Annotated in this window: 14 protein-coding genes; 7 read left to right on the plus strand and 7 right to left on the minus strand. The window is 70.2% G+C overall.

The window, feature by feature from the left end:
- Nucleotides 1-77: 77 nt before the first annotated feature.
- On the plus strand, nt 78-1,256 hold the full coding sequence (locus tag IFU11_RS13780) for a glycoside hydrolase family 1 protein (RefSeq protein ID WP_192019293.1): 1,179 nt from the start codon (nt 78-80) through the stop codon (nt 1,254-1,256).
- A gap of 241 nt (nt 1,257-1,497) precedes the next feature.
- Here the strand turns inward: IFU11_RS13780 and IFU11_RS13785 are convergent, their stop codons facing one another.
- Nucleotides 1,498-2,259 (minus strand): hypothetical protein, encoded by a 762-nt coding sequence (locus IFU11_RS13785; RefSeq protein ID WP_192019294.1) that lies wholly within the window; start codon nt 2,257-2,259, stop codon nt 1,498-1,500.
- Nucleotides 2,260-2,312: 53 nt separating this feature from the next.
- Between IFU11_RS13785 and IFU11_RS13790 the strand changes: the two genes are divergently transcribed.
- On the plus strand, nt 2,313-2,969 hold the full coding sequence (locus tag IFU11_RS13790; RefSeq protein WP_244631800.1) for a MarR family winged helix-turn-helix transcriptional regulator: 657 nt from the start codon (nt 2,313-2,315) through the stop codon (nt 2,967-2,969).
- Between the two features lie 251 nt (nt 2,970-3,220).
- Here the strand turns inward: IFU11_RS13790 and IFU11_RS13795 are convergent, their stop codons facing one another.
- Nucleotides 3,221-3,991: an SDR family NAD(P)-dependent oxidoreductase gene (locus IFU11_RS13795; RefSeq protein WP_192019295.1), complete on the minus strand. Its 771-nt coding sequence runs from the start codon at nt 3,989-3,991 to the stop codon at nt 3,221-3,223.
- The gene (locus tag IFU11_RS13800; RefSeq protein WP_137242412.1) at nt 3,988-4,890 is read right to left on the minus strand and encodes a fumarylacetoacetate hydrolase family protein; all 903 of its coding nucleotides are present in this window, start codon (nt 4,888-4,890) and stop codon (nt 3,988-3,990) included. Before IFU11_RS13800 ends, IFU11_RS13795 begins: the two co-directional genes overlap by 4 nt.
- Before the next feature lie 180 nt (nt 4,891-5,070).
- On the opposite strand from IFU11_RS13800, the gene IFU11_RS13805 reads away from it, so the two are divergent.
- Genes IFU11_RS13805 through IFU11_RS13820 form a run of 4 tightly spaced genes read left to right on the plus strand, consistent with a single transcriptional unit; the run spans nt 5,071 to nt 8,626 of the window.
- On the plus strand, nt 5,071-6,360 hold the full coding sequence (locus IFU11_RS13805; protein WP_192019296.1) for an L-fuconate dehydratase: 1,290 nt from the start codon (nt 5,071-5,073) through the stop codon (nt 6,358-6,360).
- The gene (locus tag IFU11_RS13810; protein ID WP_192019297.1) at nt 6,353-7,306 is read left to right on the plus strand and encodes an aldo/keto reductase; all 954 of its coding nucleotides are present in this window, start codon (nt 6,353-6,355) and stop codon (nt 7,304-7,306) included. The genes IFU11_RS13805 and IFU11_RS13810 overlap by 8 nt, the downstream gene beginning before the upstream one ends.
- Complete coding sequence (locus IFU11_RS13815) at nt 7,306-8,166, plus strand: amidohydrolase family protein (protein WP_192019298.1); 861 nt, start codon at nt 7,306-7,308, stop codon at nt 8,164-8,166. The genes IFU11_RS13810 and IFU11_RS13815 overlap by 1 nt, the downstream gene beginning before the upstream one ends.
- A gap of 43 nt (nt 8,167-8,209) precedes the next feature.
- The gene (locus IFU11_RS13820) at nt 8,210-8,626 is read left to right on the plus strand and encodes an RbsD/FucU family protein (RefSeq protein WP_085511960.1); all 417 of its coding nucleotides are present in this window, start codon (nt 8,210-8,212) and stop codon (nt 8,624-8,626) included.
- Between the two features lie 22 nt (nt 8,627-8,648).
- Here IFU11_RS13820 and IFU11_RS13825 read toward each other — a convergent pair whose 3' ends face one another.
- The 4 genes from IFU11_RS13825 to IFU11_RS13840 all read right to left on the minus strand — a co-directional run bounded on the left by IFU11_RS13825 (nt 8,649) and on the right by IFU11_RS13840 (nt 12,300).
- Nucleotides 8,649-9,059: a hypothetical protein gene (locus IFU11_RS13825; protein WP_192019299.1), complete on the minus strand. Its 411-nt coding sequence runs from the start codon at nt 9,057-9,059 to the stop codon at nt 8,649-8,651.
- Nucleotides 9,056-10,153, minus strand: a complete 1,098-nt coding sequence (locus IFU11_RS13830; protein ID WP_192019300.1) for a serine hydrolase domain-containing protein — start codon at nt 10,151-10,153, stop codon at nt 9,056-9,058. Before IFU11_RS13830 ends, IFU11_RS13825 begins: the two co-directional genes overlap by 4 nt.
- Before the next feature lie 25 nt (nt 10,154-10,178).
- Nucleotides 10,179-10,760, minus strand: coding sequence for an ArsR family transcriptional regulator (locus IFU11_RS13835; RefSeq protein ID WP_192019301.1), 582 nt, complete (start codon nt 10,758-10,760; stop codon nt 10,179-10,181).
- A 73-nt stretch (nt 10,761-10,833) separates the two neighbouring features.
- The gene (locus IFU11_RS13840; protein ID WP_192019302.1) at nt 10,834-12,300 is read right to left on the minus strand and encodes an MFS transporter; all 1,467 of its coding nucleotides are present in this window, start codon (nt 12,298-12,300) and stop codon (nt 10,834-10,836) included.
- A 178-nt stretch (nt 12,301-12,478) separates the two neighbouring features.
- On the opposite strand from IFU11_RS13840, the gene IFU11_RS13845 reads away from it, so the two are divergent.
- Nucleotides 12,479-13,225: an ABC transporter ATP-binding protein gene (locus tag IFU11_RS13845; RefSeq protein ID WP_191940400.1), complete on the plus strand. Its 747-nt coding sequence runs from the start codon at nt 12,479-12,481 to the stop codon at nt 13,223-13,225.
- Nucleotide 13,226: the final 1 nt, after the last annotated feature.

Raw genomic sequence — 13,226 nt, forward strand, 5'->3', positions numbered from 1 at the left:
CGGTCCCTGCGCCCACCCCTCCCGGTCCCTGAGCTTGTCGAAGGGCCACACCCCAACATGAAACAGGAGCAACACCCGTGCTGACCTTCCCCGACGGCTTCCTCTGGGGCGCCGCCACCGCTGCCCACCAGATCGAGGGCAACAACATCAACAGCAACTGGTGGGTGCACGAGCACGAAGCCGGGACGAACATCGTCGAGCCCTCGGGCGACGCGATGGACAGCTATCACCGCTACCGCGAGGACATGCAGCTGCTCGCCGACGCCGGGCTCAACACCTACCGGTTCAGCATCGAGTGGGCGCGGATCGAGCCCGAGCGCGGCATCGTCTCGCGTGCCGAGGTCGACCACTACCGACGCATGGTCGACACCGCGCACGAGCTGGGACTCAACCCGGTCGTCACGCTCATGCACTTCACGGTGCCGCGCTGGTTCGAACGTGACGGGTTCTGGCGGGCGAAGGACGCCGCCGACCTCTTCGCGCGGTACACCGAGCTGACCCTGCCGATCATCGGCGAGGGCGTCGAGCACGTCTGCACCATCAACGAGCCGAACATCGCCGCGATGCTCGCCGGTGGTGAGGACGCGGCGAACCTCGTCGCGTACGGCCTGCCGAACCCGGACCTCTTCGTGGCCGACGCACTCCTCGAGTCGCACAAGCGCTCGCGCGAGGTGCTCTCGCAGGTGTCCGGCCTGAAGTCCGGCTGGACCATCGCGACGCAGGCGTTCCGGTCGAACGGTGAGCCGGGCTCCGACGAGATGCTGCGCGAGTACGGCTACCCGCGTGACGACTGGTACCTCGAGCAGTCCGCCGGTGACGACTTCCTCGGCGTCCAGGCGTACACGCGCACGTTCATCGGGCCGAAGGGTCCGCTGCCCGTCGAGGACGGCGTCGAGACGACGCTCACCGGTTGGGAGTTCTACCCGCCGGCCGCCGCCGAAGGTGTGCGGAGCGCCTGGGAGCTGTCGGGTGGGGTGCCGATCATGATCACCGAGAACGGCATCGCGACCTCAGACGACACCCGTCGGATCGACTACACGGACGGCGCCCTGCGCGAGCTGCACGCCTGCATCCAGGACGGGATCCAGCTCGAGGGGTACCTCCACTGGAGCGCGCTCGACAACTACGAGTGGGCGAGCGGCTTCCGGCCGACCTTCGGCCTCATCGCCGTCGACCGTGAGACCTTCGTGCGCACGCCGAAGCCGAGCCTCGCGTGGCTCGGGAACGTCGCGAAGGCGAACGGCCTCACGGAGTAGCGGAGGTTCGCAATTCAGGACGTCTCCGGCGTGTCCGTCCCCGGAACCCGCTGACGAGTCGCGCCACGCGACGGGTCTCCTGAGTTGTGAACGGAGGGACCGCAGGTTGTGTGTGTCCGCAATTCAGGACGCCTCCGGTGCGGCGCCTCCGATTGCGGTCCGGTTGGCCGCGACGCGCGGTACTGGTCCTGAGTTGTGNGGTCGGCTGGGGTCCGCATGGGCGGAAGACGCCGGCGGCCGGTCAGCGCTCGCTGCGAGGGCCGCGACCGAAGCGACCACGCGGGCCGTGTTCGTGCGCCGTGTGCTCGTCCCGGCCGAAGGCTCGGGCGATGCTCTCGAGGCTGGCGAGCGTCGTCGCGAGGTCCTCGGGCGAGACGGCGTCGGCGACGGTCTGGCGGACCGCGTCGACCTTGGTGCGGAGCGCGTCGTGCGCCTCGCGACCGGCGTCCGTCAGGGTGATGCCGTCGGCGTCGACGATGACCCAGCCGCGCGCGGCGAAGTCCATGACGATGTCCGGGGTCGAGCGACGAGGACCGCGGTGGTGGCCGTGGCCAGGGCCGAACGGTGCGCCGCCGGAACGGTGATCACGACCGAAGTCGGGACCGAACTTGCGGCCGCGGCCGAAGGCTCGGTCGTGAGCGGGGTGGCCGTGCTCGCGGCCGCTGGGACGCTCGGCAGAGTCGGCGTCAGCCGTCGCCTCGGCGGTGCGCTCGGGGTGACCGAAGCCGCGACCGGGGCCGAACCCGCCGCGGCGGCCGAACCGTTCGGGGCCGCGCGGTCCGCGGCGGTGTGGCGGGAGCGCGGCGTCGATCTCCTCGATGCTCGACGCGCCGGAGGCGATGAGCTCGAGCGTGCGCCAGCTGCGGCGGCCGAGGCCGTCCTCGGCGAGCACCTCGTGCATCGAGTGCTTGACCGCGTGATCGACGGTGCGGAGCCAGAAGCCGAGCGGGCGCTCGGCGGACTGGGTGGTGGACTGCTCTGGGTGAGTCGTTGGGGTGTTCATGGGTGGTCTCCTTATTTGCATGCTCTGTTACATGTAAATGTATAATGACATGTATGTCCGATGATCGTCAAGCGCAGCCCAGCGAACCCACAGCAACCGACCCGGTGGAGATGATCGAGCAGGCCCTCGTCCAGATCCGACGGGACCAGTCAGGTCGTCGCTTCGGCGGACGCGGTGGGCGCGGTGGGCCCGGTCATCACCACCACGATGAGCACGGGGGCGGTCATCGGCACGACGCCGACGGCAGCGCTGAGGACGAACGCGGGCGTGGGCGCGGTCCGGGCTTCGGACCCGGCTTCGGTGGGCCTTGGGGTCCTGGCGGTGGCGCCCGTCACCCGCGCGAGCAGGCGATCGCCCAGGCGGCTCGGTTCCGGATGCTGGACGCGCTCGCTCGTGACGAGGCGGCCGGTGGCATGGGGATCAGTGCGCTCGCGGAGTCGATCGGCGTCGACCAGCCCCGCGCGAGCCGGCTCGTGGCCGAAGCGACGAAGCGCGGCGAGGTCGCTCGCGCGGTCGACCCGAACGACGGTCGACGCAGCGTGCTGCAGCTGAGCGCCGCCGGCCGCGCGGTCCTGCAGGAGGCGCGCCGGGGTCGACGCGACGCGGTCACGACCGCGCTCTCGGGGTTCACGCCCGGGGAGGCGGCCCAGTTCGCCGCGTACCTCGAGCGCTTCGTCGCCGCGTGGCCTCGCCCCGACACCGACCGGTAGCTCGCCCGCCTGATCCTCGACTCCGGGTTCGCAATTCAGGAGCATCCCGGTGGGTCGAGCTGGATCATCCCCTCGGTGGCCGGACGCGCCAGCATGCGCCTGAGTTCTGCACAATCGGACCCGTCCGGTCCATGCGGTTCGCAATTCAGGAGGAGTCAGGCGTGTCGGTCTGGGGATGGCCGTCTCGCGGCAGAACCGCCAGGGCGCTCCTGAGTTGTGAACCGTGAGGCGGCATCGGGACCCCGCCCTCGCTACTCGGGGCGGAGGCGGAGCTCCTGCATCCCGCCGTCGACGGCGATCGAGGTGCCGGTCGTCGAGCCTGATCGCGGGCTCGCCAGGTAGGCGACGGCACCGGCGACCTCGGTCGCGGCGACGAGTCGGCCATGCGGTTGGCGTGCCTCGAGCGCGGCGCGCTCGGCGGCCGGGTCTGGCGCGCTGTCGAGCAGCCGGCCCACCCACGGGGTGTCGGCCGTGCCCGGGTTCACACAGTTGACCCGGATGCCCTCGCGCAGGTGGTCGGCGGCCATCGCTCGCGTCAAGGACAGCACGGCCCCCTTCGTCGCCGTGTAGAGCGCGCGCTGGGGGAGTCCCGCCGTCGCGGCGATCGACGCGGTGTTCACGATCGCGGCCGACGGCGACTCGCGCAGGTGCGGGAGGGCTGCGCGGGTCACGCGAGCCATGCCGACGACGTTGATGTCGAAGACGCGGTGCCACTCGTCGTCGTCGTTCGACTCGACGGTCCCCTGCGCGCCGATGCCGGCGTTGTTCACGACGATGTCGAGGCGGCCGAACCGTGCGACGACGGCGTCGATCGCCGCGCGGACCGACGCGTCGTCGGCGACGTTCGCCCGCACCGACAGGCGGGTGGCGGAGTCCTCGTCGGGCGAGGGGTTCAGGTCGAGGATCGCGACGCTCGCACCATCGGCGGCGAGACGTTCGACGATGGCGGCACCGATCCCCGAAGCGCCGCCGGTGACGATCGCGACGAGTCCGTCGAACTCGCCGGTGTCTGCGGCGCTCATGCGCGGGCTCCGAGTGCCTCGGCCGGCTTGGCAGCCGGCGCGATTCCAGGGACCGGGTCGACGAACCGCTGTCGCTGGCGGCCGAGGCCCTCGATCTCGACCTCGCAGACGTCGCCCGGTGCGAGGTAAGGGAACCGGCCGGAGAGTGCGACGCCCTCGGGTGTGCCGGTCAGGACCAGGTCGCCGGGTTCGAGCTGCAGGTACTGGCTCAGGTGCCAGATGACCGTGGCGACGTCGAAGATGAGGTCGGCCGTGCTCGAGTCCTGACGCGGTTCGCCGTTGACCCAGCTGCGGAGTCGCAGGGCGCCGGCGTCGACCTCGTCCGGCGTCACGAGCCACGGGCCGGTCGGGTTGAAGCCTGGAGCGCACTTGCCCTTCGACCACTGCCCGCCACTCGCCGCCATCTGGAAGTCACGCTCCGACACGTCGTTCGCGGTGACGAAGCCGGCGATGCGGCCGAGGGCGTAATCAGGGCTGTCGAGGTAGGAGGTGCGCTCGCCGATGACGACGCCGAGCTCGACCTCCCAGTCGGTCTTCGTGCTGCCTCGCGGGATGCGGACGTCGTCGTTCGGGCCGACGACCGTGTTGGGCGTCTTCAGGAACATGATCGGGATCTCGGGAGGGGCGGATCCTGACTCCGCCGCATGCGCCGCGTAGTTCATCCCGATGCAGACGACCGCACTCGGCCGGGCGATCGGAGCGCCGATCCGGAGCTCGTCGGCGCCGTCGAGGACGGGGAGCGCACCCGACTCGAGGGCGGCACGAACCTGATCGACGCCGCCGCCGGCGAGGAACGCTCCGTCGATGTCGGGGGTGATCGATCGGAGGTCGTAGGCGGTGTCGCCCGCGAACACGACGGGGGTCTCCCCGTCCACGGGGCCGAGTCTGGCGAAGCGCATGCTGGTCCTTCCGGTTCCGCCGGTGCCCGCGTGCGGACCCGGCTCCGTAGCCGATAACGTCTGAACTCTACCGCCCGATCCCGCCGTTGCAACAGGTGATTTGGTCCACGCTGAGCGCATTGACAGCCCAGACATCGGATGTCTAAGCTCGGTGGCACCAGCCCGAAGGAGCATGCCGACGTGAGTACCATCATCGGATTCGAGACGCACGACGTCCGGTTCCCGACCTCGACCACCCTCGACGGCTCGGACGCCATGAACCCCGACCCCGACTACTCCGCCGCCTACCTGCGGCTCGTGACGGACGCGGACGACGGCCACGAGGGCCACGGCTTCGTCTTCACGATCGGACGCGGCAACGACGTCGAGGTCGCAGCGATCCACGCCCTCCGGGAGCACCTCCTCGGTCGCGAGGTCGAGCCCGTGCTCGACGCCCTCGGCGCCTTCTGGCGCGAACTCGTCTACGACTCCCAGCTCCGGTGGCTCGGTCCCGAGAAGGGCGTCATGCACATGGCCATCGGTGCCGTCGTCAACGCGCTCTGGGACCTCAAGGCGAAACGCGCCGGCCTGCCGCTCTGGCGACTACTCGCCTCGATGACGCCGGAGGAGCTCGTCGAGCTCGTCGACTTCCGCTACCTGAGCGACGTCCTCACCCCGGATGACGCCCTCACGATCCTCCGACGCGCCGAACCGGGACGGGAGGCCAGGATCGAGGCCCTGCTCGCAGCCGGGTACCCTGCCTACACGACCACGCCCGGGTGGCTCGGCTACTCCGACGAGAAGCTCGACCGCCTGTGTCGCGAAGCGGTCGCTGACGGATTCACACAGGTCAAACTCAAGGTCGGCGGGAACGTGGAAGACGACGTCCGTCGCCTCGCCATCGCCCGGAACGCCGTGGGACCCGACATCCGGATCGCCGTCGACGCCAACCAGCGGTGGGACGTCGCGGAGGCGATCGACTGGATGTCGCGACTCGCCCCCTACGACATCGCCTGGATCGAGGAGCCGACGAGCCCCGACGACATCCTCGGCCACGCGGCGATCGCCCGCGGCGTCGCCCCGATCCCGGTCGCGACCGGCGAGCACATGGCCAACCGCATCATGTTCAAGCAGTTCCTGCAGGCCGACGCCCTCCAGGTGCTTCAGATCGACTCCACGCGGGTCGCCGGCGTGAACGAGAACATCACGATCCTCCTCCTGGCCGCGAAGTTCGGTGTCCCGGTCTGCCCGCACGCCGGTGGCGTCGGGCTGTGCGAAGCGGTGCAGCACCTCTCGATGTTCGACTTCATCGCCGTGTCCGGGAGCGAGGATGGACGCATGATCGAATTCGTCGACCACCTGCACGAGCACTTCGTCGAGCCCGTCGAGATCGTTGCCGGCCGATACCGCGCGCCGCTCGCCCCCGGCGGCGGTTCGGAGATGCTCGCGACGTCGATCGCCGAGTTCACCTTCCGGGGCGCCGGTGCCTGACCTGCTCGTCCCGCGGCTCGCGTACGGCGCCGCCAACCTCGGCAACCTCTACCGCGAGCTCAGCGATGAGGAGGCCTGGGCGATCCTCGATGCGGCCTGGGAACACGGCGTCCGCTTCTACGACACGGCTCCGCACTACGGCCTCGGTCTCTCCGAGCGTCGGCTCGGCGCCTTCCTGCGGACGAAACCGCGCGACGAGTACGTCCTGTCCACCAAGGTCGGCCGTCTCCTCGTGCCGAACCCCGCGGGGGAGGGTGCGCTCGACACCGACAACGACTTCGTCGTCCCGGCGACCGTGCGGCGCGAGTGGGACGCGAGCGAGGCCGGCGTGCGGCGCTCGCTCGACGAGTCCCTCGAACGACTCGGACTCGACCACGTCGACGTGCTCTACCTTCACGACCCGGAACGCAACGATCCGGAGTCCGGGATCTCCGAGGGGATACCGGCGCTCGCCGCACTCCGCGACGAAGGACTCGTCGGGGCGGTCGGGATCGGGTCGATGGACGTCGCCGCTCTGCTCGCCGCGGTGCGCACGGGCCTGACCGATCTCATCATGATCGCCGGTCGGTACACGCTCGCCGAGCAACCGGCGGCCGAGGAGGTGCTGCCAGCGTGCCTGGAACACGGCGTCGGTGTGGTCGCCGCCTCGGTGTTCAACTCCGGCCTGCTGGCCCGTGCCGTCCCCGACCGCGACGGACGCTACGAGTACGGTGCCGTCCCGCCGGAGGTGTTCGATCGCGCCGTCGACATCGCCGAGATCTGCCGTCGGTTCGAGGTCGAACTGCCGGCAGCCGCCCTCCAGTTCCCGCTCCGTCACCCCGCCGTGCGGACGGTCGCCGTCGGTGCCTCGCGGCCGGAGCAGATGATCCAGAACGTGGAGCGCTTCGAGGCGCCGATCCCCGAGACCTTCTGGACGGAGCTGCGCACCAGAGGGCTGCTCGGCTGATGCGGACGATCGACGCGCACCTCCATCTGTGGAATCGCGCCGACGGGTATCACTGGCTCGCTTCGGCCGACGAGTCGCTTCGCGAGGACTTCACGCCGGAGCGCGCGGCCGCGGAGCTGCGGGAGGCCGGCGTCGATGCGGCGATCCTCGTCCAGGCCGACGACACGGAGCTCGACACGATGTCCATGCTCAGCGCATCGGACGCTTTCAGCTGGGTGGCCGGCGTCGTCGGCTGGGTGCCGATCGACGACGCGAAGCGGGCTGAGGCCCTGCTCGACCGTTGGGGAGTGCATCCACGATTCCGCGGCGTTCGTCAGCTGCTGCACGACGATCCCCGGGACGGCCTGCTCCTGGCAGCACCCGCGCGCCGGTTGGCGGCGGTCCTCGCGGACCGGGGGCTTCCGCTCGACCTCCCGAACGCCTTCCCTCGGCTGCTCCGTGACGCCACCGGCCTCGCGCGGCTCGAGGAGGGGCTGACGATCGTCGTCGACCACCTCGCGAAGCCGCCGCGCGACGATGAGGCCTTCGAACGATGGGCGACCGAGCTGGCCGCGGCGGCGGCGTCACCGAACGTGGTCGCCAAGGTGTCGGGCCTCAATCGAGCCGGTCGGCCGTTCGTGGCGGCCGACGTGCGTCGGGCCTGGGACACCGCACTCGCCTGCTTCGGGCCCGAGCGGTTGATGCTCGGCGGCGACTGGCCGATGACCGTCACGAGCGGCGGGTACGGTGCGGTCTGGCACGAGCTGTTCGGTCTCGTCGATGAGTTGTCGCCGGCGGAACGCGATGCACTGCGTGGCGGGACGGCGACGCGCGTCTACCGGCTCGACCCCCGCGGGCCGGTCGGCGACGGACTGACATGATCGGGCAGACGGATGGACACGGAACCATGACGAGGAGGTCACCATGCTGACAGGGATCGACCCGGTGCTGAGCGGCGAACTGCTGCTGCACCTGGACGCGATGGGACATTCGGACGCGGTGGTGATCGCCGACGCGCACTTCCCCGCCGCCCGGCTCGGCGAACGCGTCGTCGTGCTGCCGACGCTGTCGACGCCGGAGGTCCTCCGAGCGGTGCGCACGGTGATCCCGCTCGACGACGAGCCCGTGCTCGACCTCATGACGAGTGCCGACGGTACGGTGCTCGACGTCCAGCGGGAACTCATCGCCGCCGCCGGCACGACCGAGGACGCCGTGCGCTTCGTCGACCGGTTCGCCTACTACGACGAGGCCGCCACGGCGTTCCTCATCATCCGCACGGGCGAGACCAGGAAGTACGGGAACGTCACCCTGCGGAAGGGGCTCGTGCTCCCGGGCGCCTGACCCGACCGCGGGCTGCGGTCGCTCACCAGCAGAGCGCGACGATCGCGGCACCGACGACGGCGTAGATCCCCGACAGGACCTGCCGACCGCGGGTGCGGGGTTCGACGGCTGTCTCGACCGTCGCCCCGTGCTCGTCGAGGGTCCGCTTCGGCTTGGGTGCGTGCCAGGGGAGTGTGTTCCAGCGGAGTGCTGCGCCTGCGAGTCCGAAGCCGACGATCGCGACGGCGAGGACCCACGCCCAGGACCAGACGCCGACCGGCGCGGCGAGGGCGCGGACGAGGGCGAGGATCACGATGCTGTCGACCGCGTCGACCACCAGTCGGTAGCGCTCGGTCGCCGCCCAGCGTCCCGTACTCCACGCGTGGACGACCTGGAGGGCGAGCACCCACGCGACGACGAGGGCGACGACGGCGGGGATCAGGATCTCGATCATCGTGCTGCTCCGATCTGCTCGAGGAGGGCGACGCCGGCCGCATCGACCGACTCCTGGGTCGCTGAGACGAGGACCACCGTGGTGCCGGTCGCCGGCACGACGCCGACGAAGGACGCGAAGCCGCCCGTGGCGCCGTTGTGCCACACGAGGTCCTCACCGTCGATCGCCTTCCGGTCGGTGATCCAGGCCCAGCCGATCTCGCGATCGCCGAACGCCGCTTGTGGGTCGAGCGCCTCGATGCCCGGCGCGCTGCCGTCGGCCAGTCGTTCCGCGAAGCGCGCGAGATCCTCCGTGTCCGAGCGGATGCCACCGGCGGGCCCGATCGCCGTACCGGTCCATGCGGCGGCCGTGCGTCCGCCGGCGGTCTCACCGAGGAGGTCGCGGTCGCCGAGCTCGGCCGCATCGCTCACGGGGCTGGTCGAGTCGAGCCCCATGGGACCGGTGATCCGTTCCTCGAGGAGGTCGGCGTAGCTGGTGCCGGCGGCCGAGCCGAGGGCTGCACCGAGGAGTTCGAAGCCGAGGTTGGAGTAGGTACCCTTCGGGGTGTCGAGGGATGCGGACCGCGCCTGCTCGAGTAGCTGGTCGAGGTCCTCGCCGTAGGGGTTCGCCGTCGTGAGCGCGAACCACGTCGAGGAGAGGATCGTCGAGAGGTCGATCGGCAGCCGGGGCAGGCCGGAGGTGTGGGTGGCGAGCTGCTCGAGGGTCACGTCCGCCGCGGGCGCGTCGCCCAGCTCGAGGAGCTCACCGAGCCTGGTGTCCGGGGTGACCTCGCCGCGCTCGATCGAGTCGGCGAGCAACAGTCCGGTGAAGGCCTTGCTCACCGATCCGATCTCGAACCGGGTGTTCGGCTGGGCGCCGATCGTCGCGGTGCGGGTGCCGTCCGGGGTGACGACGACGGCCAGCAGGGCCTTACGGTCGGGGCCGGCGAGCTCGCGGACGGTGGCCGCGAGTTCGGCGTCGCCGGTGGCTTCGGGGGGAAGCGTCGAGGGCCCTGGCCGGAAGGCGAGGCCGATCGCGAGGGCGACAGCGGTGCTGACGGCGGCGATGACCCAGACCCGTCTGGGTCGGGACGTGCTGCGTGGTGTGGCGGTCATGCGGGGTCCTTCCTGGGGTCCGTGGTCATTCCATGGCGGCGACGGCGACGAGCAGCGGGACGAGTCGCATGGGCGGGACCGCGACCCGTCCGCGGCCGGCTGGTTGCAGCCAGCCGGCGGCCGTCAGGACGCGGACGTGGTGGTAGACCTGGCCGGTCGTCCCGATGCCGTCGAGTTCGCCGAGGTCCGCGAGTGCGGAGGTGCCGTTGGCGACGGCCAGGAGCAGCTGCAGCCGGACGGGGGAGCCGATGGCTGCGAGTCGCGATGCCGCCGTCGCGAGTGGACCGGAGCCTGCTGATTCCACGGCGTCGGGGTCGTCGCCGAGCGCGAGGAGGTCGTCGGTCGCCCTGGCGTACTGCCACTGCACGGGTCCGCCGCCGGCGACGACCGATCCGGTGAAGAGGACCGCCCCGTGCTCGAGCTCGGCCGTCCGCAGTTCGAGCCCGCGGAGCGCCCAGAAGGTGTCGTCGGCATCGCCCGCCGCCGCTGCGGACGGAACGTCATCCGGTCGCTCGGTGGTCGTGTCGTCGTCGGCCGGTCGGGCGAACACGGCGGCTTCGAGACGCGCGAGACGTGCCTCGTGATCGCCGGGGTCGATGGTCGTCATGACCCAAGTGTACAAATATCGTAATTACGAAATCAAGCAGGTAGACCCACGGTCTGAGTGGTGGAGCCGTGCATCAGGCCCGCGAGCTGAGCCGCCCCTGCTTCGCGTGCACCGGGATCAGTAGTCCGAGGCCGATGAGCAGCACGAGTACGATCCCGAGGATCCCCCAGAACTGCGCCCCACCGAGCGTGACGAACAGTGCGAAGGCGGTCGGCGCGAGGAAGGACACGGCCCGGCCCGTCGTGGCGTAGAGGCCGAAGACCTCGCCCTCGCGGCCCTCCGGGATGATGCGCGCCAGGAACGAGCGGCTCGCCGACTGGGCGGGGCCGACGAACAGGCACAGCATGAGGCCGAAGATCCAGAAGATCGTCGCGCCGCCCTCGTGGAGGAAGAACACGGCGCTTCCCGCGATGACGAGGCCGATGAGCGACGCGACGATGACGGGTTTCGGCCCCACCTTGTCGTCGAGCAGGCCGATCGTGATCGTCGCGATCCCGGCGACGACGTTGGCGGCGATCGCGAAGATGATCACCTCGCCGGGTGAGAAGCCGAAGGTCCCCGCGGCCAGGACGCCACCGAAGGTGAAGACACCGGCGAGCCCGTCGCGGAACACGGCGCTCGCGAGCAGGAAGTAGAGCGTCTGTCGGCTGTCGCGCCAGAGTTCCGCGATGCTCTTGGCAAGGACGCCGTAGGAGGCGAAGAACCCGACGTGCGGCCGGGCGACGGCCTGGGGTGCGTGGTACTCGGGCACCGCGAACAGCACGGGCAGGGCGAAGATCCCGAACCATGCCGCAGACACGAGCATCGCGACGCGGACGTCCATGCCGTCTTCGCCGGTGACGCCGAAGAGTCCGACCTCGGGGGAGATGAAGCCGAAGTACACGATGAGCAGCAGCACGATGCCGCCGATGTACCCCATGCCCCAGCCGAGACCGGAGACCTTGCCGATGGAGGTGGGCGTCGACACCTGGGCGAGCATCGCGTTGTAGTTGACGCCGGCGAACTCGAACACGATGTTGCCGACCGCGAGGAGGACGAGGCCCAGCCAGAGGAAGTTCGGATCGGGGGCGACGAAGAAGAGGAGCGCGGTGATCGCGACGACGACGTAGGTGTTGAAGCCGAGCCAGAACTTCCGCCGCCCGGCGGAGTCCGACCGCTGGCCGACGACCGGCGCGAGGATCGCGATCAGCAGCCCGGCGGCGGCGAGCGCCCACCCGAGGGACGCCGACACTGCGGCCTCCTCGCCGAAGGAGTCGCTCGTCAGATAGACGGTGAACACGAAGGTGGTGACGACGGCGTTGAACGACGCCGAGCCCCAGTCCCACAGGCTCCACGCGAAGATGCGACCCTTCCGGCCCGCCTGCGCCTTCACTGCGGCGACCTGCGAGGTGTCGAGGTCGACGGTGGCCGCTGCGGCGTCGGGGGTGACGAGCGGTGGTGGCGGGAAGTTGCGGGGCCGGGATCCGAGACGCGGGGCCTCGTCGCCGTGCCCGCCTGTCCGGCCGGTGTCGTCGGTGCCACCTGGGGGAGTCGTGCTCATGGACTGAGGCTAGTGCCGCGTGGTGAACGGGCGGTAGCGCGGAGGCCCGGCGTTGCAGTCGACGACACCGAACTCTACATTTGATATTTCAAGGACATCGAGCGCAGCAGCCCCGATGCTCACGACCGACCTGAGCTGGTGGAGACACCGTGCCTGAACGACGAAAGACACTGCAACGATGAGCCTGGAAGCACGCGATCTCTCCTTCGGCTATTCGCCGCGTCGCCGCGACCCGGTCCACGTGTTGCGGGGGGTGAGTCTTTCTGTAGCCGCCGGTGAGTCGTTGGCGGTCGTCGGGCCCTCGGGATCCGGGAAGTCGACACTCCTGCACTGCCTATCTGGTCTCCGAGCTCCGACACGTGGAAGCGTCGTGGCGTTGGGGACGGAGCTGTCATCCCTGACCGAATGGGGTCGTTCCCGATTCCGGCGGCGGTCCGTCGGCTTCGTGTTCCAGGACTACAACCTGATCCCCTCCATCAACGTGCGGGACAACCTCGCGTTGCCAGCGCTCTTCGCCGGTCGCGCAGCCGGGCGTCAGGCGGTCGCAGATGTCGCCGCGGACATCGGAATGGCGTCGCGCCTCCGGCATCGCCCGGACGAGCTGTCAGGCGGTGAACGGCAGCGCGTCGCGATCGGCCGGGTGTTGCTGTCCCAGGCTGAATTGGTCTTCGCCGACGAACCCACCGGTGCACTCGACACGTCGTCAGGACGAGTCGTGCTCGACCTCCTGTTCGGATCGCTCGGTTCCGAACGCACGATGGTGATGGTGACTCATGACCTCGACGCTGCTGCGCGTGCGGATCGTGTGCTGGTCCTCTGTGACGGTTCCGTCCACGCCGAGCTGACGTCCGCCACCCCGGAAGCGCTCTTGTCCGCCATCGAAACGGCCCGCGCGGACAGTGTCCATACGTCCGTGGAAGCATGAC

Source organism: Plantibacter sp. CFBP 8804, from assembly GCF_014841225.1.
Lineage (GTDB): Bacteria > Actinomycetota > Actinomycetes > Actinomycetales > Microbacteriaceae > Plantibacter > Plantibacter auratus.